Below are 23,480 nucleotides of genomic sequence, written 5' to 3' on the forward strand. Positions count from 1 at the left end.
CCCATGGACGCTCTTCCGCAGGGATTTGGCGGCAGCTCGTCCTTTCCCGGTAAGACGCATCACCCGCAGGGGCGGTTCACACCGATCCGGTGCGGGGCCCTCTCGCGCGTGCCGAGTGCCCGCGCCGGTCACGCGCGGGCACTCTGCGTTCGTGCCGAGCGCCCGCGCAGCTCACCCGCGGGCCCCTGGGTGCTCTCAGGTGGCGAGGAGCAGTCGCTCCCGTGCCTCCATCAGGGCGAAGCCCAGGAGGTTCTCGCCGCGCCAGCGGGCGGGGTCGTGGGCGCGGGCGTCGTCGGCGGCGAGTCCGATGCCCCAGACGCGGTCCATCGGGCTGGCCTCCACCAGCACGCGGCCGCGCGTGCCCAGGAGGTAGGCGCGCAGGGCCTCGTCGGAGGAGAACTTGTGGACGCTGCCCTCGACGACGATCCCGAAGCGCTCCCGCCGCCACACCGTCTCGTCGAAGTCCCGCACCAGCCGGCCGGCCTTCTTGGCCTCCGCCGGGGTGGGGGCGGTCAGCGCCGCCCGCTCGGCCTCCGCGTCCCCGAAGAGACGCGCCTTGGCCGCCATCATCCAGTGCTCCGCCGTCCCGTACGACACGCCGTCGACGACGAACGGGGACGGCCACCACTGGCTGAGGCAGCTCGCCGAGAGGCGCCCGTCCGGGTGCGGGCGGTGGCCCCAGAAGTGCAGCCACTTCACCCTGTCACCCCTGTTGACCTGCTGTGTCAGGGCCTCGATCTCGCTCATGCATGCGAGTGTGGCATCCGCCACGGACACTCCGTACGGAGATTTTCCGGGCGCCTCGACACATGGTCGACCGATTCCGTCGCGTAACCAAAAGGCAACAACGGAATCACTTGTTGGCCCACTGTCGTCATGTCAGGATCGGCACTCAAATCGAGCTGGGACAACGGAGAGCGTCATGGGCAACCGCTTCCAGGTGACGGACCGCTTCGCGGACGGCGCACAGTACATCGGCGGCCGGCTCCGCGCCGGAACCTCCGGTCAGGAACACAGCGTGATCGACCCGGCGACCGGGAAGAGCGTCTACTCCTACGCGCTCGCCTCCACCGCCGACGTCGACGAGGCCGTCGCCGCCGCCAAGGCCGCCTTCCCGGGCTGGGCGGGCGCCACCCCCGGCGAACGCTCCGACGCCCTGCACCGCTTCGCCGGCGTCCTCGCCGAGTGGGCCGAGGACTTCGCCCGCGTCGAGTCCCTCCAGTGCGGCAAGCCCCTCAGGCTCACCACCGAGTTCGACGTGCCCGGCACCGTCGACAACGCCGCCTTCTTCGCGGGGGCCGCCCGCCACCTCCAGGGCCAGTCGGCCGGCGAGTACAGCGGCGACCACACCTCGTACATCCGGCGCGAGCCGATCGGGGTCGTCGGCTCCATCGCCCCCTGGAACTACCCGCTCCAGATGGCCGCCTGGAAGATCCTCCCGGCCGTCGCGGCCGGCAACACGATCGTCCTGAAGCCCGCCGAGCTCACCCCGCTGACCTCCCTGATGTTCGCCCAGGCGGCGACGGCGGCCGGCATCCCCGACGGCGTCATCAACATCGTCAACGGCGCGGGACGCACCGTCGGCGAGCACCTCGTCGGCCACCCCGACGTCGTCATGACCTCCTTCACCGGCTCCACCCCCGTCGGCAAGCGGGTCGCCGAGATCGCCACCGCCACCGTCAAGCGGCTCCACCTCGAACTCGGCGGCAAGGCACCCTTCGTCGTCTTCGACGACGCCGACCTGGAGGCCGCCGCCCACGGCGCCGTCGCCGCCTCCCTCATCAACAGCGGCCAGGACTGCACCGCGGCCACCCGCGCGTACGTCCAGCGCCCGCTCTTCGACGCCTTCGTCGCCCGCGTCGCCGAACTGATGGAGACCGTCCGCCTCGGCGACCCCTTCGACCCCACCACCGACCTCGGCCCGCTGATCAGCCACGCCCAGCGCGACCGGGTCGCCGACTTCGTCGAGCGGGCCCGCGGCTACGCCACCGTCGTCACCGGCGGCGAAGCCCCTGGCGGAGAGCTCGCCGACGGTGCGTACTATCGTCCGACCCTGATCACCGGCGCCGCTCAGGACAGCGAGGTCGTGCAGTCGGAGATCTTCGGCCCGGTCCTGGTGGCCCTGCCCTTCGACGGCGACGACGAGGGCATCCGGCTCGCCAACGACACCCCGTACGGCCTGGCCGCCTCGGCCTGGAGCCGGGACGTCTACCGGGCCAACCGCGCCACCCGGGAGATCAAGGCCGGCTGTGTCTGGGTCAACGACCACATCCCGATCATCAGCGAGATGCCCCACGGCGGCACCAAGGCATCGGGGTACGGGAAGGACATGTCGGCCTACTCATTCGAGGAGTACACGCAGGTCAAGCACGTGATGTTCGACAACACCGCGGTCGCCGCGAAGGACTGGCACCGCACGATCTTCGGGGACCGATAGCAATCTGCCGCCCGACCGGCGGCGCAACCATCCCGAAAGGGCACAGCGCATGGAGCAGTACGAGCCCGACAGCCTGTCCGCCGCGCAGACCGCGGCGATACGCCGCAGCCTGACGAGCGGCCGGGGCGCCCTGAGCCGCCGTTCGATGCTGCGGGCGGGCGGTGTCGGCGCGCTCACCGTCGGCGGCCTCGCCGCGCTGAGCGCCTGTGGCATCCCGCCGGCCAAGCGGGAGGGCCAGGGACCCGCCTCCACGGACGTCTCGGCCAAGGAGAAGACCCTCGCCTTCTCCAACTGGACCGAGTACATGGACGTCAGTGAGGACGAGAAGTCCCGCCCCACCCTGGAGGCGTTCACGAAGCGCACCGGGATCAAGGTCAAGTACACCGAGGACATCAACGACAACGTCGAGTTCTTCGGCAAGATCAAGCCGCAGCTCGCGGCCGGCCAGGACACCGGCCGCGACCTGATATGCGTCACCGACTGGCTCGCGGCCCGGATGATCCGGCTCGGCTGGGCGCAGAAGCTGGACGCCTCGAACCTGCCCCACGCCTACGCGAACCTCTCCGCCCAGTTCCGCAGCCCCGACTGGGACCCGGGCCGCGCCTACTCGTACCCGTGGACCGGCATCTCCACGGTCATCGCGTACAACGTGAAGGCGACCGGCGGGAAGAAGGTCGACTCGGTCACCCAGCTCCTCGACGATCCCTCGCTCAAGGGCCGGGTCGGCTTCCTCACCGAGATGCGCGACTCGGTCGGCATGACCCTGCTCGACCTCGGCAAGGACCCCGGGACGTTCACGGACGCCGACTACGACGCGGCGGTCGGACGCCTCCAGAAGGGCGTCGACAAGAAGCAGATCCGCCGCTTCACCGGCAACGACTACACCTCCGACCTGGACAAGGGCGACCTCGCCGCCTGCCTCGCCTGGGCCGGGGACGTCATCCAGCTCCAGGCGGACAACCCCGACATCAGGTTCTCCATCCCGTCCGCCGGCTACATCACGTCCAGCGACAACCTGCTCGTCCCCGCCCAGGCCCGCCACAAGACGAACGCCGAGCGGCTCATCGACCACTACTACGAGCTTCCCGTCGCCGCCCAGCTCGCCGCGTACATCAACTACGTCTGCCCCGTCGACGGGGTGAAGGACGAGCTCGCCAAGATCGACCCCGAACTCGCGAACAACACGCTGATCCTCCCGGACAAGGCCATGGCCAAGAAGTCGCACGCCTTCCGCTCGCTCACCAGCGCGGAGGAGACGGCGTACGAGGAGAAGTTCGCCAAGCTCATCGGCGCCTGAGTCCGGCCTCGTCCACCTCTCTCACTCCCCTGGGACCGCAACCCATGACTGACAAGACCACCGGCGGCGACGTCCGTCTCACCGGGATCAGCAAGTCGTACGGCTCCTTCACCGCCGTCCACCCGCTCGACCTGACCGTCCCGCAGGGCTCCTTCTTCGCCCTCCTCGGCGCCTCCGGCTGCGGCAAGACCACCACGCTGCGGATGATCGCAGGCCTGGAGGACCCCAGCACCGGCACCGTCTTCCTCGGCGACAAGGACGTCACCGCCCTCCCGCCGTACAAGCGGCCCGTCAACACCGTCTTCCAGTCCTACGCGCTCTTCCCGCACATGGACATCACCGAGAACATCGCCTTCGGCCTGCGCCGCCGGGGCATCAAATCGGTGAAGAAGCAGGTCGACGACATGCTGGAGCTCGTCCAGCTCGGCGACAAGGCCCGGCACAAGCCGCACCAGCTCTCCGGCGGCCAGCAGCAGCGCGTCGCCGTGGCCCGCGCGCTCATCAACCACCCCCAGGTGCTCCTCCTCGACGAGCCGCTCGGCGCCCTCGACCTCAAGCTGCGCCGCCAGATGCAGCTGGAGCTGAAGCGGATCCAGACCGAGGTCGGCATCACCTTCGTGCACGTCACCCACGACCAGGAGGAGGCCATGACGATGGCCGACCAGGTCGCGGTGATGAACGGCGGCCGGGTCGAGCAGCTCGGCGCCCCCGCCGACCTGTACGAGAACCCGCAGACCACCTTCGTCGCCAACTTCCTCGGCACCTCCAACCTCATCGAGGCCGAGGTACTGGAGACCGGCTCCGACGTGCTGGTCACCGCGGGCGGCGGCAGGCTCCGCGTCCCCGGCGACCGCTGTACCTCCGCCGTCCGCCAGGGCGGCAAGGTGCTCGTCGGCGTCCGCCCCGAGAAGATCTCGCTGACGCACAAGGACGACGCGGGCGCGATAGCCGACGGCCGCAACCGGGTCACCGGCCGGATCGCCGACTCCTCCTTCATCGGCGTCTCCACCCAGTACGTGGTGAACAGCCCGGCCGGGGCCGAACTCCAGGTGTACGAGCAGAACATCGAGCGCGACACCCGGCTGGTCCCCGGCGCCGAGGTGGTCCTGCACTGGAACCCGGCGCACACCTTCGGGCTCGACGCGGATCAGGACATCGACGCGGGTGTCGAGACGGTGGAGGACGCCGGATGAGCACCACCACCCTCGCGAAGGAGGAGACGGCGCCGCCGACCGGGGAACCGGTTCCGCGCAAGCCCTCCACCCGCAAGCGGCTCGTCCCGTACTGGCTGCTGCTGCCCGGCATCGTCTGGCTGGTCGTCTTCTTCGCCCTGCCGCTGGTCTACCAGGCCTCGACCTCGGTCCAGACCGGCTCCCTCGAAGCGGGCTTCCAGGTCACCTGGCACTTCCAGACCTACTGGGACGCCTTCCAGGAGTACTGGCCGCAGTTCGTCCGCTCCCTGCTGTACGCCGGGACCGCGACCGTCCTCTGCCTGCTGCTCGGCTACCCGCTCGCGTACCTGATCGCCTTCAAGGCCGGCCGCTGGCGCAACCTGCTCCTCGTCCTCGTCATCGCCCCCTTCTTCACCAGCTTCCTCATCCGGACCCTGGCCTGGAAGACGATCCTGGCGGACGACAGCGTCGTCGTGGACGTTCTGAACGCGCTGCACGTCCTCGACGTGACCAGCCTGCTCGGCTGGACCGAGGGCGACCGGGTGCTCGCCACCCCGATGGCGGTCGTCTGCGGTCTCACGTACAACTTCCTGCCCTTCATGATCCTGCCCCTCTACACCTCCCTGGAGCGGATCGACGGCCGGCTGCACGAGGCCGCGCAGGACCTGTACGCCTCCCCGGCCACCACCTTCCGCAAGGTGACCTTCCCGCTGTCGATGCCCGGCGTCGTCTCCGGCACCCTGCTCACCTTCATCCCGGCCAGCGGCGACTACGTCAACGCCGAACTGCTCGGCTCGACCGACACCAAGATGGTCGGCAACGTCATCCAGTCGCAGTTCCTGCGGGTGCTCGACTACCCGACGGCCGCCGCGCTCTCCTTCATCCTCATGGCGATCGTCCTCGTCATGGTCACCGTGTACATCCGCCGAGCGGGAACGGAGGATCTGGTCTGATGCGTTGGATCCGTAGGAACCTCGTCGTCATCGCGGGCCTGCTGACGCTCGCGTACATGATCCTGCCGAACGTCGTCGTGATGGTGTTCTCGTTCAACAAGCCGAACGGGCGCTTCAACTACTCCTGGCAGCGGTTCTCCCTCGACGCCTGGAAGGACCCCTGCGGCGTCGCCGACATGTGCCAGTCGCTGTCGCTCTCGCTCCAGCTGGCCGCCTGGGCCACCCTCGGCGCCGTCGCCCTCGGCACGATGATCGCCTTCGCGCTCGTCCGCTACCGCTTCCGGGCCCGCGGCGCGATCAACTCGCTGATCTTCCTGCCGATGGCGATGCCCGAGGTCGTCATGGCCGCCTCGCTGCTCACCCTCTTCCTCAACATGGGGATCGAGCTGGGCTTCTGGACGGTCCTGATCGCCCACATCACCTTCTGCCTGTCGTTCGTCGTGACGGCGGTCAAGGCCCGGGTCATGTCCATGGACCCGCGCCTGGAGGAGGCCGCGCGCGACCTCTACGCCGGGCCCGCGCAGACCTTCCTGCGGGTGACCCTGCCGATCGCCGCGCCCGGTATCGCCGCCGGCGCCCTGCTCGCCTTCGCGCTCTCGTTCGACGACTTCATCATCACCAACTTCAACGCGGGCCCCTCCACCGTCACCTTCCCCATGTTCGTCTGGGGCTCGGCACAGCGAGGAACACCCGTTCAGATCAACGTCATCGGCACCGCGATGTTCGTCCTCGCGGTACTGGTGGTCATGGCCGGGCAAATCATTACGAACCGGCGCAAGAAAACAGCAACAGCCTGAGCGAAGGCCGCCCAGGCACCGAAGGAGTTGGAAACCATGGCCCCAGTCGCCATGCGTCTCGCTGCACAATCTCTCTCCGACGCCCAGCCCGTCCCCTTCTGGCTGGAAGATCCCGGCAAGCCGGGAGCACTGCCCGCCCTCACCGGCACCGAGACGTGCGACCTCCTCGTCGTCGGCGGCGGCTACAGCGGACTGTGGACCGCGCTCCTCGCCAAGGAGCGCGACCCCTCCAGGGACGTCGTCCTGATCGAAGGCCGCGAGGTGGGCTGGGCCGCCTCGGGCCGCAACGGGGGCTTCTGCGCCGCCTCCCTCACCCACGGCTTCGGCAACGGGCTCGCCCGCTGGCCGGGCGAGCTGCCGAAGCTGGAGGAGCTCGGCGAGCGCAACCTCGACGCCATCGAGGACGCGGTCGCCCGCTACTCCCTGGAGTGCGACTTCGAGCGCACCGGCGAGATCGACGTGGCCACCGAGCCGTACCAGGTCGAGGAACTCCACGAGATGTACGAGGAGATCGACCGGCTCGGTCTCGCGGACGGCCTCGAACTCCTCGACCGGGACGCCGTGCGCGCCGAGGTCGACTCGCCGACCTTCCTCGGCGGCCTGTGGGACCGGCGCGGCGTCGCCATGCTGGACCCCGCCAAGCTGGCCTGGGGCCTGAAGCGGGCCTGCCTCGGCCTGGGCGTCCGGATCTTCGAGAACACCCCGGGCCTGGAGCTGGTCTCCGTCGGCGCCGGCATGGGGGTGCGCACCCCGTACGGCAAGGTGGTCGCCCGCCGGGTCGCGCTCGGCACCAACGTCTTCCCGTCGCTGGTCAAGCGGGTCCGCCCGTACACCGTCCCGGTCTACGACTACGCCCTGATGACCGAGCCGCTCACCCCCGAGCAGCTCGCCTCCGTCGGCTGGCGGAACCGGCAGGGGCTCGGCGACTGCGCCAACCAGTTCCACTACTTCCGGATCACCGCCGACCACCGCATCCTGTGGGGCGGCTACGACGCGATCTACCCCTTCGGCGGCAAGGTCAGCGCCGAGATGGACCACCGTCCGGAGACCTACCTCAAGCTCGCCGAGCAGTTCTTCCACTGCTTCCCGCAGCTGGAGGGGCTCCGCTTCAGCAACGCCTGGGGCGGCGCGATCGACACCTGCTCCCGCTTCTCGGCCTTCTTCGGTACGGCGTACCAGGGCAAGGTGGCGTACGCGGCCGGGTTCACCGGCCTCGGTGTCGGCGCCACCCGCTTCGGCGGGGACGTGATGCTCGACCTGCTCGCGGGGGAGCGCACCGAGCGCACCGAGCTGGAGATGGTCCGCTCCAAGCCGCTGCCCTTCCCGCCCGAGCCGATCGCCTGGGCCGGCATCGGCATCACCAAGTGGTCGATGGCGCGCGCCGACGAGCACGGCGGCCGCCGCAACCTGTGGCTGAAGGCGATGGACCGGATGGGGCTGGGCTTCGACAGCTGAGACGTCACCCTGTGACTCACATCACAACCGATGGGTAGCTGAAACCGCGTAAGAGCAGCCGCCCGAACCGCTCTCTCCGTACAGACACCGTGTCCACACGGAAGGAGACCGTTGTGATGACTGGTACGGGGGCCTCGGGCGCCAAGAGCGCGGTGGAGTGGCTGGTCTCGGTCGCACCCGAACCCGACGCCTGCCGGTGGGAGTGGGAGCGCAACCCGCACGGGGTCGCGCTGCTGCCCGCCGGCAGGCGCTGGGACGTCCTGATCCTGCCGGCCGAGCTCGGCTACCCCACCCTCGACGTGCTGACCCGCCTCGTCGACCGGCCGGGCCCGGTGCTCGCCGACTTCGGCGACGCCCGGATGGGCTTCTTCGTCCCGCCGGGCACCGCGACCCGCTGGCTCGGCACCGGGGTGCGGGGCGCGGGCGCCGGAACCTGGATCGTGGTCCCGTACCCGGGGCGCGTGACCGGCGGCGTGCGCTGGCTGGTGGCGCCGGACGGTTCGGGCACCCTCACCGACGCCGCGCTCCTGGAGCTGGCGATGCACGAGGCGGCGGGACGGATCGGGCGGGCGGGAGGGGCGCCGTAGGCGGCGTGGTCCGTACGGTGGGCGGGGTCCGCCGTCCGCCGTGCGGACGTCGGGGACAGAGGTCTTGACCACTTGATTGGTCTGGACCATGCTGTGGCGCGCTCCCACCTCGATTCCCCCATCCCCGGAGGCAGTTGTGGACCGCGCCAGACCTCTCACCCTGCTCCTCGCGGGTGTCCTCGCCGCCGGCGGACTCGCCGCGCTCACCCCGACGGCCCAGGCCGCCGACAGCGAACTCGCCCGCAACGGCGGCTTCGAGGCCGGCCTCGACGGCTGGACCTGCACGGCGGGCAGCGGCGCCGCCGTCACCTCGCCCGTCCGCAGCGGCACGAAGGCGCTCCGGGCGACCCCCGCCGGCAGCGACAACGCCCGCTGTTCGCAGACCGTCACCGTCAAGCCCAACTCCGCGTACACGCTCAGCGGCTGGGTCCGCGGCAGCTACGTCTACCTCGGCGCGTCCGGCACCGGCACCACCGACGTCTCCACCTGGACCGGCTCCGCCCCCGACTGGCAGAGACTGTCGACGTCGTTCACCACGGGCGCCTCCACCACCTCGGTGACGATCTACACCCACGGCTGGTACGGCACCCCCGCCTACCAGGCCGACGACCTCTCCCTGTACGGCCCCGGCGGCGACCCGGTGCAGCTCCCGGCCACCCCCGCCGGTCTCGCGGCGGGCTCCCCGACCTCCACCTCCGTGCCGCTGACCTGGTCCGCCGTCTCCGGCGCCACCTCGTACAACGTCTACCGGGGGACCACGAAGATCCAGACCGTCACCGGCACCTCCGCCACCGCGACCGGGCTCACGCCCTCCACCGCGTACAGCTTCCAGGTCAGCGCGGTGAACAGCGCCGGCGAGTCCGCGAAGTCGACCGCCGTGAGCGCGACGACCACCAGCGGCGGCGGGGGCGGCAACCCCGGCCTGCCCGCGCACGCCCTCGTCGGCTACCTCCACTCCAGCTTCGCCAACGGCTCCGGCTACACCCGGATGGCCGACGTCCCCGCCTCCTGGGACGTCATCAACCTGGCCTTCGGCGAACCGACCTCGGTGACCTCGGGCGACATCCGCTTCAGCCTCTGCCCGGCCACGGAGTGCCCGAACGTCGAGTCCCCCGCGGAGTTCAAGGCGACGATCAAGGCCAAGCAGGCCGCCGGCAAGAAGGTCCTCATCTCGATCGGCGGCCAGAACGGCCAGGTCCAGCTCTCCACCACCGCCGCCCGTGACACCTTCGTCTCCTCCGTCTCGAAGATCATCGACGAGTACGGCCTCGACGGCCTCGACATCGACTTCGAAGGCCACTCGCTGTCGCTCCAGACCGGCGACACCGACTTCCGGAACCCGACCAGCCCCGTCGTCGTCAACCTGATCCAGGCGGTCAAGACCCTCAAGGCCAAGTACGGTGCCGGCTTCGTCCTCACCATGGCCCCGGAGACCTTCTTCGTTCAGCTCGGCTACCAGTTCTACGGCTCCGGCCCCTGGGGCGGCCAGGACCCGCGCGCCGGCGCCTACCTGCCGGTCATCCACGCCCTGCGCGACGACCTGACCCTGCTCCACGTCCAGGACTACAACTCGGGCCCGATCATGGGCCTGGACAACCAGTACCACTCGATGGGCGGCGCCGACTTCCACATCGCGATGACCGACATGCTGCTCACCGGCTTCCCGGTCGCCGGCAACGCGGACCGCTTCTTCCCGGCCCTCCGCGCCGACCAGGTCGCGATCGGCCTCCCGGCCTCCACCCAGGCGGGCAACGGCCACACGGCCCCGGCCGAGGTCAACAAGGCCCTGGACTGCCTGACGAAGAAGGTCAACTGCGGTACGTACCAGACCCACGGCACCTGGCCCGCGCTGCGCGGCCTGATGACCTGGTCGATCAACTGGGACCGCTTCAACCAGTGGCAGTTCTCGCAGAACTTCGACGCGTACAACTGGAGCTGACCGCCAGGATCAGCAGCGAGAGGCAGAGGCTGGCCAGCACGTCGAGCGGCCAGTGGAAGCCCCGCAGGACAAGCCCGGTCCCCGTCACCGCCGTCAGCACGGCGGCGACGGGGATCAGGCGGTTCGAGACGAGGAAGGCCGCACCGAAGTAGGCGACGGCGGCCGTGGCCGTATGGCCCGAGGGGTAGTAGCCCTGGGCCCAGGGCTCCAGGGGGCCGGGGCGGGCCGTCCACTCCTTCAGGGGAATCACCAGGAGCGGTACGGCGGCCATGGCGAGCCCCGCGTACAGGGCGGCGGGACGACGGCCGCGCCACACCGCGTACGCCATCGCGCAGGCGAGGACGGGCAGGGCGACGGTCATGTTGCCGAGGTCGGAGGCGAGTTCGCTCAGGGGCCGGGGGACCGAGTCCACCACGGCCCGGGACACCCGCTCGTCGAGCCTGGTCAGGGAGCCGTGGACGAGCACCTGCCAGGTCACGACGGCGAGGGCGACGAGCGCCGAGAAGAGAGTCGGCCGCCCTGGAACAGGGGGGGTGGTTCCAGGGCGGCCGAGAGGATCGGGCCGCCGCTCGCCCCGGGGGGTGTGGGGCGGGCGGCCATCCGATCGGTGAGGAGTCCCGGAGCACGAGGCCCCGGTGGTGTGCGCGACGGCACGGTGTGGGCGGGGCTGGGGAGGCTCCGCCCGGGGTGTTTCTCTCATCTGCGGAAACCGTACGCCAGAGAAGAGGGGACCGACAGCGGGAAACGCGTCCCGCCATCGGCCCCCCACAGAGTCTTCACACCGTGGTCCTCACGGAGGCGCGTCAGATCTGCGCGAAGGCGTTCTCGATGATGTCGAGACCCTCGTTCAGCAGGTCCTCGCCGATGACCAGCGGCGGCAGGAAGCGCAGCACGTTGCCGTAGGTGCCACAGGTCAGGACCAGCAGACCCTCGGCGTGGCAGGCCTTCGCGAGGGCCGCGGCGGCCTCCGCGTACGGCTCCTTGGTCGCGCGGTCCTTGACCAGCTCGATGGCGATCATGGCGCCGCGGCCGCGGATGTCGCCGATGGCGTCGAACTTCTCGGCCATCGCGGCCAGCCGGGCCTTCATGACCGACTCGATGTTCTTCGCCCGGCCGTTGAGGTCGAGCTCCTTCATCGTCTCGATGGAGCCCAGCGCGGCGGCGCAGGCCACCGGGTTGCCGCCGTAGGTGCCGCCCAGACCGCCGCCGTGGACGGAGTCCATGATCTCGGCGCGGCCGGTGACGGCCGCCAGCGGCAGACCGCCCGCGATGCCCTTGGCGGTGGTGATGAGGTCCGGGACGACGCCCTCGTCCTCACACGCGAACCACTGGCCGGTGCGGCAGAAGCCGGACTGGATCTCGTCGGCGACGAAGACGATGCCGTTGTCGTTGGCGAACTTCACGATCGCCGGCAGGAAGCCCTTGGCCGGCTCGATGAAGCCGCCCTCGCCCAGGACCGGCTCGATGATGATCGCGGCGACGTTGTCGGCGCCGATCTGCTTGCTGATCTGGTCGATCGCCTGGGCGGCGGCCTCGGGGCCGCAGTTCTCGGCACCGGTGGGCCAGCGGTAGCCGTAGGCCACCGGCACGCGGTACACCTCGGGGGCGAACGGACCGAAGCCCTGCTTGTACGGCATGTTCTTCGAGGTGAGCGCCATGGTCAGGTTCGTACGGCCGTGGTAGCCGTGGTCGAAGACGACGACGGCCTGGCGCTTGGTGTACGAACGGGCGATCTTGACCGCGTTCTCCACGGCCTCGGCGCCCGAGTTGAACAGCGCGGACTTCTTGGCGTGGTCGCCCGGGGTCAGCTCGGCGAGCGCCTCACAGACCTCCACGTACCCCTCGTACGGCGTCACCATGAAACAGGTGTGGGTGAAGTCCTGCAGCTGCGCGGAGGCGCGGCGCACGACGGCCTCGGCGGAGGCGCCGACCGAGGTCACGGCGATGCCGGAACCGAAGTCGATCAGACGGTTGCCGTCGACGTCCTCGATGATGCCGCCGCCGGCCCGCTTCGTGAAGACGGGCAGCGTGGAGCCCACGCCACCGGCGACCGCGTCGAGCCGACGGGCCTGAAGCTCCTGCGACTTCGGACCGGGAATGGCGGTGACGACGCGCCGCTCCTGCGGGACAGCGTTCATGCGGGGCTCCTGGGGGTGTTCTGGACGCACTTGCGGGTTTCCTCCGCAGGCTAGGCGCGGGGGAGGCGCGGTGGCATGCGCCGATAGGGAGTGTTGGGGGGTGTGTCGTTGTCCGGGATGGACAGGGAGGGGGTGGAGGTGTGGGCGGGGGGTGACGGGGTGGTGGCCGGACGGTCACGGGTCGCGCCGCCGAGTGCCTCCCCGTGATCGGCCGTACGGGTGGTCGAATCCCCTCCGGAGCGGTGCGGGCCCACTAGATTGACGATGCGCAGACGCATCGACCTGACTGGTCAGGGGGCAGGGGTTCATGGAGACGGACGGCACGTACGAGTCACGTGAGACCAGGGGAGGCGCGGTGCCACGACCGGCGGGCCCGCCGGCCGTCCACCCCCCGTCCGCACCGCCGGCGGCGGGACTCCCGCCCGTCCCCGCGCACACCCCGCCCCCTCCGCCGTCCGCTCCGCCCCGACCGGCCGGCGCACCCGGGGCGCGGCCCCCCGTCGTCGAGTGGCTGGACGCCCCCCGGCCCACGGCCGGACTCGGCGTCTGGCGGTTCCGGCACGTCCCCCCGCCGCCCGCCGCGCCCGCCCGACTGGCTCCCGCCACCGTCGCCGGGATGCTGATCCCCGTCGCCGTCGGCCTGCTCATCTGGTCGGCCTACCGGCGCGGGACCCTTCCCTACATGTACGCCGTGCTCCAGACCCTCACCCCCGGCGACTGGTGGTACCACGGCACCACCGCGCCGCGGGACTGGCACGGAACGGCCGCGCACGAGGTCTTCGGCGGCGTCGTCTTCGTCGGGCTCGTCTGCGCGATCGCCGCGCTCGGCTCCTGGGGCAAGATCGTCCGCCTCTATCTCGACCGGTTCCGCGCACCCGTCCGCGCCGCGCTCGCGGGCGCCGGAGCCCTGATCGCCCTGGCCTTCGTCTGGCCGGAGGCCTTCGGCCTCGGCTGGGAACCGCTCCCCGTCGTCATGCCCGTGTTCTCCCTCGTGTCCCTCGTCGGCGGCGGCTACGACGTCCTGGAATCCCCCTTCCTCGTCTATCCGCTGTACGCCCTCATCACCGCGCTCGTCGTGCTGCCCTTCGCCCGCGTCGGCGACTGGCCCGGCCTCTACCGCGCCCGGCGCGCCCGCGCCGCCGGCGCGGGCACCCCGGCCCCCGAGGCCGCTCCGGGCGTCCCCCTCTCCCAGTGGCCGGAACTGCGCGAAGCCGGTCAGCACCGCGCGGCCGAACTGCTCGCCGGCGAGCTGGCGACCGGACGGATGAACGACGTCGACTGCGCCCGGGTCCGCCGCGCCTGGCAGGACACGGACCGGGACGCCGGACGCCGGGCCGCCCTCGTCACGACGCTCGTCGAACAGGGCGCCGCCCTGGGCGCCCACCCCTCCGGCGACCGCGACCTGCCCCACCGCGCCGCCACCCACGACCTGCTCGTCGACCAGGTGCGGATCGGCCGGTACGTGCCCGGCGAGCGCACCCCGCACGCCTACCACGGAGCCGGTCTCGCGCTCGACCGCGGCCTCCTCGCCACCTCCCTCCTCGCGGTCGGCCCCTCCGGCGCGGGCAAGACCCGCGCCCTCGTCGCGCCCGTCGTCGAGGCGCTCACCCTCCAGGCGCTGACCGGCGCCTGCGCCGTCGTCGCCGTCGGCGGGGCCTCGGCCCCGCTCGGCGCGGACGAGGCCTACGACGTCGTCGTCCGGCTCGGCGACCCCGCCTCCCGCTACGACCTCGACCTGTACGCGGGGGTCACCGACCCGGACGAGGCCGCCGGCTTCCTCGCCGAGGGGCTCGTCGGCGACCTGGAGGGCGTGGAGACCCGCCGCGCCGCCACCGTCCTCGCACAGCTCATCGGCCCCTACCGGTCGGCGTACGGGCACTTCCCGACCGTCCCGGTCCTGCGCGAACTGCTCGAGGCCCGCGCCGAGAACCTGACCGAGCTGCTCGCCCTGCTGCCCGCCGACGGCGCCCAGGCCATGCGCCGCGAGCTGGAGTCCCGGATCCGGCAGATCGGCACCGCGACCGACCTGGGACCCGTGCTCGCCGACCGGCTCGCCGCCCTCGACCGGCCCGTCTTCGCCGACTTCTTCGGCGGCCGCAGCGAGGTGCGGCCCTTCTCCCTCGCGGCCGTCGCCCAGCACCCGATGCGGGTGCGGATCAGCCTGCCGGAGGGAGGCCAGGAGGAGGCCGCCCGGCTCCTGAACCGGCTGGTCCTCGCCCAGTTCCAGTCCGTCACCCGGGACCGGTCCAAGCGCGGCCACGTCGCCTTCCTGGTCCTGGACGACGCGGCCAGCGCGCTCACGCCCGGGACCGTACGGGCGCTGCAGCGGCTGCGTCCGCAGAGGGCAGCCGTCGTCCTCGCCCTCCGCACCCTCGCGGAGGTGCCCGAACCGCTGCACGGGCCGCTCCTCGCCGCGGTCGGCTGCCGGATGGCCCTGGCGGGCCTTCCCACCTGGGACGGCCGGGCCTTCGCCGAGGCGTGGGGCACCGAACGGGTGGAGACCACGGAGGTGGCCCACCACACCGTCTTCGCCGACCAGCCGATGACCCGGGCCTTCCACGCCCTGCGCAAGCTGGTGACGGGCAAGGCCGTGACCACCGAGGCCGTCACCGTGCGCGAGGTGGAGCGGCAGCGGTGGTCGGCCTCCGACCTCGCCCACTCCGTCCCGCCCGGCCACGCCGTCCTCTCCCTCACCCATGTGCGCGGCGAGCACACGCCCCCCCTCCTGGTCGACCTGCGCGGCTGAGCGGGCGGGGGCACCGTCGCTCGGGGAGCCCGGCGGGGCGGGTGCGCGGGGCCGCCTCCCGGCCGGATCGCGCGGCTGAGCGGCTCCTTCCCGGCCCTGGCACAATCGGGGGCGCCGCTCGGCTGGGTGGCGCCCCCTCGCTCAAAGGTCCGACGGTCCCCAGATGCCGCCCACCCTCGCCTCGCTCGTCCAGCACTCCTCCCTGAAGCTCGTCGTCCGCGCGGGGGAGGACCGTCTCGACACCCCCGTCCGGTGGGCGCACGTCAGCGAGCTCGCCGACCCCGTCCCGTACATGGAGGGCGGCGAACTCCTCCTCACCACCGCGCTCACGCTCGACGCCGAGGACCTGGAGGCGATGCGCCGTTACGTACGACGGCTGCTCGGCGCGGGTGTCGTCGGGCTCGGCTTCGCCGTCGGCGTCAACTACGAGGAGATCCCGAGGGCGCTCCTCGAAGCGGCCCGCGAGGAGCATCTGCCCCTGCTCGAAGTACCCCGCCGGACCCCCTTCCTCGCCATCAGCAAGGCCGTGTCCGCGGCCATCTCCGCCGACCAGTACCGGGCCGTCACCGCCGGTTTCGAGGTGCAGCGCGAGCTGACCAGGGCCGCGCTCGCCGAGGGCCCCGAGGCCGTCGTCGCCCGGCTCGCCGCCCACGTCGACGGCTGGGCCGCGCTCTACGACACCTCCGGCACCGTCGTCGCCGTCTCGCCCGACTGGGCGGCGCGCCGGGCCGCCCGGCTCACCTCCGACGTGGAACGGCTGCGTGACCGGCCCGCGCCCGCCAGCGCCGTGGTCGGCGGCACGGACGACCGCGTGGAGCTCCAGTCGCTGGGGACGGGGCGCCGGGTGCGGGGCGCCCTCGCGGTGGGCACGGGCGCTCCCCTCGGTACGGCCGAGCGGTACGCCGTGCACTCGGCGATCGCCCTCCTCACCCTCACCACGGAGCGCTCCCGGTCCCTCCAGGCGGCCGAGCAGCGGCTCGGTGCCGCGGTCCTGAAGCTGATGCTCGCGGGGCAGCCGGACCACGCGCGCGCGGTGGCCGGCGATGTCTACGGCGGGCTGCTCGACGCCCCCTTCCGGCTCCTCGTCGCCGAACCCGCCGGAGGCGACACGACCGGCGAACCGCCGCTCCCGGTGCTCGCCGAGGCCCTGGAGGCGGCGGCCGCACGCGCGGGCGAGGCGGTGCTCGCCGTCCCCGAGAGCGAGCAGCGGCTCGTCGTCCTCGCCGCGGACGGCGGCGCGGTCGTCACCGCCTGCGAGGGGTACGCGGAACGGGAGGCGGAGGACGCCGGCGTCACCATCGGGCTGTCGGCCCCGGCCGGTCCGATCACGGCCGCCGCGGCGTACAAGCAGGCGGAGCAGGCGCTCTCGGTGGCCAGGCGGCGCGGGAAGGCGCTCGTCGAGCACGAGGACCTGGCGGCGGGCTCGGTCCTGCCGCTCCTCGCCGACGACGCCGTCCGCGCCTTCGCCGACGGGATGCTCCGCGCGCTCCGGGACCACGACGCCACGGGTCGCGGCGATCTGGTCGCCTCGCTGCGGGCCTGGCTCTCCCGGCACGGCCAGTGGGACGCGGCGGCGGCCGACCTGGGGGTCCACCGCCACACCCTGCGCTACCGGATGCGGCGGGTGGAGGAGATCCTCGGCCGGTCCCTGGACGATCCGGACGTCCGCATGGAGCTGTGGCTCGCGCTGAAGGCGACGGGCGAGGGCGCGGAGTAGGGCCGTACGAGCCCGCCAACCGCCTGGGCCCGCTGGGCGTCCGAACTCGCTAACCGCCCGGGTTGCTGTTGACCCGGGCCCGCTGGCCGTCCGGGACCGCCAACCGCCTGGGCCCGCCAACCGTCCGAGCCCGCTGTTCGTCCCGGCCGCCGGCCGCCCGGGCCGCTAGCCGTCCGAGCCGCAGCTGTCCGAACCCCCGTCCCAGCCCCCGCTGTTCGATCCGCGGCCCCGCCGCCGGTTGCTGTCGCGCAGGATGCGGCCGATCGCCAGCGTCACGGCGGCCACGCCGCGGACCCAGCGCGGACCGCCCCGCGCCGCCCACACCACGCAGACGCACCCTCCGACGGCGAGCAGCAGGACGCCGGTCAAAGCGATCACGACCATGTGTTTCCCCCCATGTGTCCCAGACGTGTCCGTGTCCCGGACGTGTCCCCGCCCCGGCGTCTTCTTCCGCCGTGGTCCGGACATCCTGCCACTGCCCTCGACCGGGCCCCGGCAGCCCGTTCAATCGCCCCGACCTGCCCGAACTCGGGCAGTTTTCTTGGTCAACCGCCCTTCGACTCCCTACTCTCCTGCTCATGACAAGCCCCGCCGTCGATCCGGCCCCCGAGGCGTCCCCGGCCGTCCCCGAGGCGTCCCGGGCCGCTTCCGACCCCCGTACCCCCGTCACCCCGGCGGTGCCCGCCGCCCGCCGGATCACCGGCGCCGTGTGGGCCGCGCTCGGCATCGTGTACGTCGTGTGGGGCTCCACCTACCTCGGCATCCGGATCGTCGTCGAGACGATGCCGCCCTTCCTCTCCGCCGGGGTCCGCTTCGTCACCGCCGGCCTGCTCCTCGTCGGGATCATCGCCTGGCGCCAGGGCCCCGCCGCGCTCAGGGTCACCCGCCGGCAGCTCGGCTCGGCCGTCCTGATCGGTCTGCTCCTGATCCTCGGCGGCAACGGTCTCGTCGTCCTCGCCGAGACCTCCATCCCGTCCGGCCTGGCCGCCCTCCTCATCTCCGTCGTCCCGGCCTGGGTCGTGGTCCTGAAGGCGGCGGCGGGTCAGCGGCCGACGGCCGGCGGTCTCGCCGGCGTGGCCCTCGGCCTCGCGGGGCTCGCTGTGCTCACGCTCCCGGGGCTCAGCGGCGAGGTGAGGGTCGGCGGTGTCGTCCTCGTCGTCGTGGCGACGCTCCTGTGGTCCGTCGGCTCGTTCTCGTCCGCCCGCCTCCCCATGCCCGCGAACCCCTTCACCGCCAGCGCGTACGAGATGATCGCGGGCGGTCTCGGCGGTCTCGCCGTCGGGCTCTTCCGGGGCGAGCAGCACGGTCTCGACCCGAGCGCGATCTCGGGCCGCTCCTGGGTCGCGCTCGCGTACCTGATCGTCTTCGGCTCCCTGATCGCCTTCACCGCGTACGCGTGGCTCCTGCAGGCCGCGCCGCTCTCGCTGGTCGCCACGTACGCGTACGTCAACCCCGTCGTCGCCGTCGCCCTCGGCGCCCTCGTCCTGAACGAGGCCCTGTCGTGGCCGATCGTCCTCGGCGGCGCGATCGTCGTGGGCGGCGTCTGCCTCATCGTCTCGACGGAACGGCGCGGCTGACCGGCCGCGCGGGGTGCGGCGGCCCGATGTCCGGCCGCCCCGCCCGGCGTCCACCGTCCGGCGTCCACCGTCCGGCGTCCACCGTCCGGCGTCCACCGTCCGGCGTCCACCGTCCGGTGTTCACCGGCCTTCCGCCCCGTCCGCCCACCCCGTTCGGCCAAAGCGGACAGCGGTTCACCCTCACCACTCCACACCGGACAAACGCTCCTTCGCCCTCCCGGCCCTACCGTGGCACGAGAGCAATCGCTCGCTCCCCGAAACGGAAAGGGCCGGGACGCAATGACGACCACCCACGCCTTCTGGCTCGCCGGCCGCGAGGCCACCGGCGAGGCCACCTTCGACGTCACGAACTCCTTCGACGGACGTCTGGTCGGCAAGGTCAGCGTGCCCACCGAGGCCCAGGTCGAGGAGGCCGTCGCCGCCGCGCACGCCGTCGTCGACGAGTTCGCCGCGACCCCGGCGCACGTCCGCGCCGCCGCCCTCGACCACGTGTCGAAGCGGCTCGCCGAGCGCACCGAGGAGATCGCCCTGGTGATCTCCGCCGAGAACGGCAAGCCCATCAAGTGGGCCCGCGGCGAGGTCGGCCGTGCCGTCTCCGTCTTCCGTTTCGCCGCCGAGGAGGCCCGCCGCTGGAACGCCGGCGAGGCCCAGCGCCTGGACACCGAGGCCGGTGGCGCGGGCCGCCTCGCGCTCACCCGCCGTATCCCCCAGGGCGTCGTCCTCGGCATCGCGCCGTTCAACTTCCCGCTGAACCTCAGCGCCCACAAGGTCGCCCCGGCCATCGCCGTCGGCGCCCCGATCATCCTCAAGCCGGCCCCGTCGACCCCGATCTCCTCCCTGATCCTGGGCGAGATCCTGGCCGAGACCGACCTGCCGGCCGGCTCCTGGTCGATCCTGACCGTGCCGAACGACCGCATGCCCGCCCTGGTCAAGGACGAGCGTCTCCCGGTCATCTCCTTCACCGGCTCGGACAAGGTCGGCTACGCCATCCAGGAGTCGGTGCCGCACAAGCACTGCACCCTGGAGCTCGGCGGCAACGCCGCGGCCGTCGTCCTCCCCGACTGGTCCTCCGAGGAGGACCTGGACTGGGCGGCGAGCCGGATCGCCACCTTCTCCAACTACCAGGGCGGCCAGTCCTGCATCTCCGTCCAGCGCGTGATCGTCGACTCCTCCGTCCACGACCGCCTGCTGCCGAAGATCGTCGCCGCCGTCGAGGCCCAGGTCACCGGTGACCCGTCCGACGCCGCCACCGACGTCGGCCCGCTGGTCGACGAGGCCGCCGCGCAGCGCGTCGAGGCCTGGGTCGACGAGGCCGTCGCGGCCGGCGCCAAGCTCCTCGTGGGCGGCAAGCGCGAGGGCGCGACCTACGCGCCGACCGTGCTCACCGAGCTCCCGGCGGACGTCACCCTGGCCCGCGCCGAGGTCTTCGGCCCGGTGCTGACCATCGCCCGGGTCGACGGCGAGGCCGAGGCCTTCGCCGCGGTCAACGACTCGGACTTCGGCCTCCAGGCCGGTGTCTTCACCCACGACCTGCAGGCCGCCTTCCGCGCCCACCGGGCCCTGGAGGTCGGCGGCGTGATCGTCGGCGACGTCCCCTCCTACCGCGCCGACCAGATGCCGTACGGCGGCGCCAAGCGCTCCGGCGTCGGCCGCGAGGGCGTCAGGTACGCGATGGACGACTACACCTACGAGCGCGTCCTCGTCCTGACGGGCCTCGCCCTCTGAGGCGTACCTCCTGACGGCATCGCCCCGAGGGCGTACGCCGCGTACGACCGCGAGACCAGGCGGTCCGAACCCACTGTGCGGGGGTTCGGGCCGCCTTTCGCCTTTCCCGGCGCCGCACCGCGGGTCTCGCCCGTCCGGCCGTCCTCCGCCTGTCCGTACCCGCCGAAATCGGGTACGACGGACGGAGAGACCGAGGAGGCGTCCATGTCCGCACCCACCCAGCGGCCCAAGGTCACCGCGCACGAGGCCCGGCAGACCGCCGAGGCCGCCCGTGAGCGGGACTGGCACAAACCCAGCTTCGCCAAGGAGCTCTTCCTCGGCCGCTTCCGGCTCGACCTCGTCCATCCCCACCCGCTCCCCGCGGACGAGGACGCCCGGCGCGGCGAGGCCTTTCTCGCGGCCCTCCGCACGTTCTGCGAGACCCGGATCGACGGCGCCCGCATCGAGCGCGAGGCCCGCATCCCCGACGAGACGATCACCGGGCTCAAGGAGCTGGGCGCGCTCGGGATGAAGATCGACCGGAAGTACGGCGGTCTCGGCCTCACCCAGCTGTACTACAACCGGGCCCTCGCCCTCGTCGGCTCCGCGAGCCCCGCCGTCGGCGCGCTGCTCTCGGCGCATCAGTCGATCGGCGTACCGCAGCCGCTGAAACTCTTCGGCACCCAGGAGCAGAAGGACGCCTTCCTGCCCCGGCTCGCCCGCACGGACATCTCCGCCTTCCTCCTCACCGAGCCGGACGTCGGCTCCGACCCGGCGCGCCTCGCCACCACCGCCGTGCCCGACGGCGACGCGTACGTCCTCGACGGGGTGAAGCTCTGGACGACCAACGGCGTGGTGGCCGACCTGCTCGTCGTCATGGCCCGCGTCCCCGTCTCCGAGGGCCACCCCGGCGGCATCACCGCCTTCGTCGTCGAGGCGGACTCGCCCGGCATCACCGTCGAGCACCGCAACGCCTTCATGGGCCTGCGCGGCCTGGAGAACGGCGTCACCCGCTTCCACCGCGTGCGCGTGCCCGCCGCCCACCGCATCGGCCCCGAGGGCGCCGGCCTCAAGATCGCCCTCACCACCCTCAACACCGGCCGCCTCTCGCTCCCCGCGGTCTGCGCGGGCGCCGGGAAGTGGTGCCTGAGGATCGCCCGTGAATGGGCGGGCGTCCGTGAGCAGTGGGGCGGCCCGGTGGGCCGGCACGAGGCCGTCGGCACCAAGATCTCCTTCATCGCGGCCACCACCTTCGCCCTGGAGGCGGTCGTCGACCTCGCCTCGCAGATGGCCGACGAGGACCGCAACGACATCCGGATCGAGGCCGCCCTCGCCAAGCTGTACGGCTCCGAGATGGCCTGGCTCATCGCCGACGAACTCGTCCAGATCCGAGGCGGGCGCGGCTACGAGACCGCCGACTCGCTCGCCGCCCGCGGCGAACGCGCCGTCCCGGCCGAGCAGATCCTGCGCGACCTGAGGATCAACCGGATCTTCGAGGGCTCGACCGAGATCATGCACCTGCTGATCGCCCGCGAGGCCGTCGACGCCCACCTCTCCGTCGCCGGCGACCTCATCGACCCCGGGAAGTCCCTCGGCGCCAAGGCGCGGGCCGGTGCGCGGGCCGGCGGCTTCTACGCCCGCTGGCTCCCCGGCCTCGTCGCCGGACCGGGACAACGGCCGGGGGCGTACGGGGAGTTCGGCGGCCTCGCGGTCCACCTCCGGTACGTCGAGCGGACCTCCCGCAAGCTCGCCCGGTCCACCTTCTACGCGATGTCCCGCTGGCAGGGCCGGATGGAGCTGAAGCAGGCCTTCCTCGGCCGGATCGTCGACATCGGCGCCGAGCTCTTCGCGATGAGCGCCGCGTGCGTCCGGGCCGAGCTCCTCCGCACCACCGGCGACCACGGCCGCGAGGCCCACCAGCTCGCGGACGCCTTCTGCCGGCAGGCGCGACTGCGGATCGAGGAGCTCTTCGGGCGGCTCTGGTCCAACACGGACGACGTCGACCGGCGGATCGTCGACGGGGTCCTCGCCGGCCGCTACACGTGGCTGGAGGAGGGCATCGTCGACCCCGGCGACGACGGCCCCTGGATCGCGGACGCCACCCCGGGGCCGTCGGCCGGGGAGAACGTCCACCGCCGCGTCCCCTGACCCGCCCGGGCGGGTCGGCGCCCGCGAGACGGCGGCCCGGCCCGGCGGGCTTCCCCCGCCGGTGACTCGGCTGCTTGGAGCAGCCCCGGTGGTCACGGTCCGGGGCCGCTCCTAGCGTGGGCGGGGCAGTCCCGCGGGAACCGGGACACCAGGAGAGGGACCCACGATGGCGGAGACCGACGCGGCGGCCGGAACGGCCTCCGGGGACAGCAGCGGCGTGGTCGGACTGGGGGTGACCGGCGTCGCCGGGTACGCCCGGCCGGCCCCTCGGGACGTGGCGAAGGAGCTGGAGACACGCGCGGGCGTGCTCGGCGTCGGGGACGCGTCCACGCACTCCCCGGGAGTGGCCGGCTTCGGCGAGATCGGCGTGACCGGCAGAGGGTCCCGGTGCGGTGTGCGCGGCCGGGGCGAGACCGGTGTGCGGGGCGAGACCCTCTACAGCGAAGGCGTCCACGGAGTGTCGAAGGCGACCGGCGCGGGTGTCGTCGGGGAGAGCGCGGACGGACCCGGGGTCATGGCGCTCGGCAGGAGCGACGTCGGCCTCCGTGCCCAGTCCGACACGGAGGTGGCCGGTCTCTTCACCTCCGTCAGGGGCGCCCAGATCGAGCTGGCGCCGCTGCTGCCCTATCCGCCGGACACCACCGCGCGGCTGCCGGAGGCGGGACGGCTGGGCCAGCTCGCCGTCCTGAGCGACGACGCCGTGACCTGCCGCCTCTACCTGTGCGTGGAGGCCCAGGACGGAGCTCCGGCCCGCTGGGCCGAGGTCCTGCTGGGCGACCCGGTCGAGGGCCGCCCCTCCTGACACATCCCGTT

Annotated in this window: 18 protein-coding genes; 14 read left to right on the forward strand and 4 right to left on the reverse strand. The window is 72.4% G+C overall.

The features are described from left to right. Window positions 1–195 precede the first annotated feature (195 nt). The gene (ybiA, locus tag ABT129_RS33615) at window positions 196–747 is read right to left on the reverse strand and encodes a riboflavin biosynthesis intermediates N-glycosidase (protein ID WP_351909227.1); all 552 of its coding nucleotides are present in this window, start codon (window positions 745–747) and stop codon (window positions 196–198) included. A gap of 175 nt (window positions 748–922) precedes the next feature. On the opposite strand from ybiA, the gene ABT129_RS33620 reads away from it, so the two are divergent. The 8 genes from ABT129_RS33620 (at window position 923) to ABT129_RS33655 (ending at window position 10,637) form a co-directional block, all read left to right on the forward strand. Continuing rightward, the gene (locus ABT129_RS33620) at window positions 923–2,437 is read left to right on the forward strand and encodes a gamma-aminobutyraldehyde dehydrogenase (RefSeq protein WP_351909229.1); all 1,515 of its coding nucleotides are present in this window, start codon (window positions 923–925) and stop codon (window positions 2,435–2,437) included. A gap of 49 nt (window positions 2,438–2,486) precedes the next feature. Beyond that, a complete protein-coding gene (locus ABT129_RS33625) occupies window positions 2,487–3,734 on the forward strand; it encodes an ABC transporter substrate-binding protein (RefSeq protein ID WP_351909231.1) in 1,248 nt (415 codons plus the stop codon). A 44-nt stretch (window positions 3,735–3,778) separates the two neighbouring features. Further along, complete coding sequence (locus ABT129_RS33630; RefSeq protein WP_351909233.1) at window positions 3,779–4,927, forward strand: ABC transporter ATP-binding protein; 1,149 nt, start codon at window positions 3,779–3,781, stop codon at window positions 4,925–4,927. Continuing rightward, on the forward strand, window positions 4,924–5,859 hold the full coding sequence (locus ABT129_RS33635) for an ABC transporter permease (RefSeq protein ID WP_351909235.1): 936 nt from the start codon (window positions 4,924–4,926) through the stop codon (window positions 5,857–5,859). The genes ABT129_RS33630 and ABT129_RS33635 overlap by 4 nt, the downstream gene beginning before the upstream one ends. After that, a complete protein-coding gene (locus ABT129_RS33640) occupies window positions 5,859–6,656 on the forward strand; it encodes an ABC transporter permease (RefSeq protein ID WP_351909237.1) in 798 nt (265 codons plus the stop codon). Before ABT129_RS33635 ends, ABT129_RS33640 begins: the two co-directional genes overlap by 1 nt. Window positions 6,657–6,692: 36 nt before the next feature. Beyond that, window positions 6,693–8,111: an NAD(P)/FAD-dependent oxidoreductase gene (locus ABT129_RS33645; protein WP_351909239.1), complete on the forward strand. Its 1,419-nt coding sequence runs from the start codon at window positions 6,693–6,695 to the stop codon at window positions 8,109–8,111. Between the two features lie 116 nt (window positions 8,112–8,227). After that, window positions 8,228–8,698, forward strand: coding sequence for a hypothetical protein (locus ABT129_RS33650; protein ID WP_351909241.1), 471 nt, complete (start codon window positions 8,228–8,230; stop codon window positions 8,696–8,698). A gap of 136 nt (window positions 8,699–8,834) precedes the next feature. After that, on the forward strand, window positions 8,835–10,637 hold the full coding sequence (locus tag ABT129_RS33655; protein WP_351909243.1) for a chitinase: 1,803 nt from the start codon (window positions 8,835–8,837) through the stop codon (window positions 10,635–10,637). Here the strand turns inward: ABT129_RS33655 and ABT129_RS33660 are convergent. Beyond that, on the reverse strand, window positions 10,588–11,337 hold the full coding sequence (locus ABT129_RS33660; protein WP_351909245.1) for a phosphatase PAP2 family protein: 750 nt from the start codon (window positions 11,335–11,337) through the stop codon (window positions 10,588–10,590). The two genes, ABT129_RS33655 and ABT129_RS33660, sit on opposite strands and share 50 nt — an antisense overlap. Before the next feature lie 103 nt (window positions 11,338–11,440). After that, window positions 11,441–12,775, reverse strand: coding sequence for a 4-aminobutyrate--2-oxoglutarate transaminase (gabT, locus tag ABT129_RS33665; protein ID WP_351909247.1), 1,335 nt, complete (start codon window positions 12,773–12,775; stop codon window positions 11,441–11,443). Between the two features lie 307 nt (window positions 12,776–13,082). Between gabT and ABT129_RS33670 the strand changes: the two genes are divergently transcribed. Together ABT129_RS33670 and ABT129_RS33675 are read left to right on the forward strand one after the other, a co-directional pair. Then, window positions 13,083–15,521 (forward strand): ATP/GTP-binding protein, encoded by a 2,439-nt coding sequence (locus ABT129_RS33670; RefSeq protein WP_351909249.1) that lies wholly within the window; start codon window positions 13,083–13,085, stop codon window positions 15,519–15,521. A gap of 163 nt (window positions 15,522–15,684) precedes the next feature. Further along, window positions 15,685–17,238 carry a PucR family transcriptional regulator gene (locus tag ABT129_RS33675; RefSeq protein WP_351909251.1) on the forward strand — a complete coding sequence of 518 codons (1,554 nt, stop codon included), beginning with the start codon at window positions 15,685–15,687 and terminating at the stop codon, window positions 17,236–17,238. A 165-nt stretch (window positions 17,239–17,403) separates the two neighbouring features. Here the strand turns inward: ABT129_RS33675 and ABT129_RS33680 are convergent, their stop codons facing one another. Beyond that, window positions 17,404–17,622: a hypothetical protein gene (locus ABT129_RS33680; RefSeq protein WP_351909253.1), complete on the reverse strand. Its 219-nt coding sequence runs from the start codon at window positions 17,620–17,622 to the stop codon at window positions 17,404–17,406. A gap of 194 nt (window positions 17,623–17,816) precedes the next feature. Here ABT129_RS33680 and ABT129_RS33685 point away from each other — a divergent pair, with 194 nt between their 5' ends. The 4 genes from ABT129_RS33685 to ABT129_RS33700 all read left to right on the forward strand — a co-directional run bounded on the left by ABT129_RS33685 (window position 17,817) and on the right by ABT129_RS33700 (window position 23,469). Then, complete coding sequence (locus ABT129_RS33685) at window positions 17,817–18,815, forward strand: EamA family transporter (RefSeq protein WP_351909255.1); 999 nt, start codon at window positions 17,817–17,819, stop codon at window positions 18,813–18,815. Window positions 18,816–19,094: 279 nt separating this feature from the next. After that, complete coding sequence (locus ABT129_RS33690) at window positions 19,095–20,540, forward strand: aldehyde dehydrogenase family protein (RefSeq protein WP_351909257.1); 1,446 nt, start codon at window positions 19,095–19,097, stop codon at window positions 20,538–20,540. A gap of 204 nt (window positions 20,541–20,744) precedes the next feature. Further along, window positions 20,745–22,667 carry an acyl-CoA dehydrogenase family protein gene (locus tag ABT129_RS33695; RefSeq protein ID WP_351909259.1) on the forward strand — a complete coding sequence of 641 codons (1,923 nt, stop codon included), beginning with the start codon at window positions 20,745–20,747 and terminating at the stop codon, window positions 22,665–22,667. Between the two features lie 166 nt (window positions 22,668–22,833). Further along, window positions 22,834–23,469, forward strand: coding sequence for a PE-PGRS family protein (locus tag ABT129_RS33700; protein WP_351909261.1), 636 nt, complete (start codon window positions 22,834–22,836; stop codon window positions 23,467–23,469). Window positions 23,470–23,480 lie beyond the last annotated feature (11 nt).

It is taken from the genome of Streptomyces sp. NPDC002057 (assembly GCF_040296665.1).
GTDB lineage: Bacteria > Actinomycetota > Actinomycetes > Streptomycetales > Streptomycetaceae > Streptomyces.

What these genes read in the sequence shown, in the direction of transcription:
- ABT129_RS33680 (WP_351909253.1), bottom strand. Translation starts at nt 17,622, where the DNA reads ATGGTCGTGATCGCTTTGACCGGCGTCCTGCTGCTCGCCGTCGGAGGG.
- ABT129_RS33685 (WP_351909255.1), top strand. Translation starts at nt 17,817, where the DNA reads ATGACAAGCCCCGCCGTCGATCCGGCCCCCGAGGCGTCCCCGGCCGTC.
- ybiA (WP_351909227.1), bottom strand. Translation starts at nt 747, where the DNA reads ATGAGCGAGATCGAGGCCCTGACACAGCAGGTCAACAGGGGTGACAGG.
- ABT129_RS33645 (WP_351909239.1), top strand. Translation starts at nt 6,693, where the DNA reads ATGGCCCCAGTCGCCATGCGTCTCGCTGCACAATCTCTCTCCGACGCC.
- ABT129_RS33625 (WP_351909231.1), top strand. Translation starts at nt 2,487, where the DNA reads ATGGAGCAGTACGAGCCCGACAGCCTGTCCGCCGCGCAGACCGCGGCG.
- ABT129_RS33675 (WP_351909251.1), top strand. Translation starts at nt 15,685, where the DNA reads ATGCCGCCCACCCTCGCCTCGCTCGTCCAGCACTCCTCCCTGAAGCTC.
- ABT129_RS33700 (WP_351909261.1), top strand. Translation starts at nt 22,834, where the DNA reads ATGGCGGAGACCGACGCGGCGGCCGGAACGGCCTCCGGGGACAGCAGC.
- gabT (WP_351909247.1), bottom strand. Translation starts at nt 12,775, where the DNA reads ATGAACGCTGTCCCGCAGGAGCGGCGCGTCGTCACCGCCATTCCCGGT.
- ABT129_RS33640 (WP_351909237.1), top strand. Translation starts at nt 5,859, where the DNA reads ATGCGTTGGATCCGTAGGAACCTCGTCGTCATCGCGGGCCTGCTGACG.
- ABT129_RS33670 (WP_351909249.1), top strand. Translation starts at nt 13,083, where the DNA reads ATGGAGACGGACGGCACGTACGAGTCACGTGAGACCAGGGGAGGCGCG.
- ABT129_RS33650 (WP_351909241.1), top strand. Translation starts at nt 8,228, where the DNA reads ATGACTGGTACGGGGGCCTCGGGCGCCAAGAGCGCGGTGGAGTGGCTG.
- ABT129_RS33630 (WP_351909233.1), top strand. Translation starts at nt 3,779, where the DNA reads ATGACTGACAAGACCACCGGCGGCGACGTCCGTCTCACCGGGATCAGC.
- ABT129_RS33690 (WP_351909257.1), top strand. Translation starts at nt 19,095, where the DNA reads ATGACGACCACCCACGCCTTCTGGCTCGCCGGCCGCGAGGCCACCGGC.
- ABT129_RS33660 (WP_351909245.1), bottom strand. Translation starts at nt 11,337, where the DNA reads ATGAGAGAAACACCCCGGGCGGAGCCTCCCCAGCCCCGCCCACACCGT.
- ABT129_RS33620 (WP_351909229.1), top strand. Translation starts at nt 923, where the DNA reads ATGGGCAACCGCTTCCAGGTGACGGACCGCTTCGCGGACGGCGCACAG.
- ABT129_RS33695 (WP_351909259.1), top strand. Translation starts at nt 20,745, where the DNA reads ATGTCCGCACCCACCCAGCGGCCCAAGGTCACCGCGCACGAGGCCCGG.
- ABT129_RS33635 (WP_351909235.1), top strand. Translation starts at nt 4,924, where the DNA reads ATGAGCACCACCACCCTCGCGAAGGAGGAGACGGCGCCGCCGACCGGG.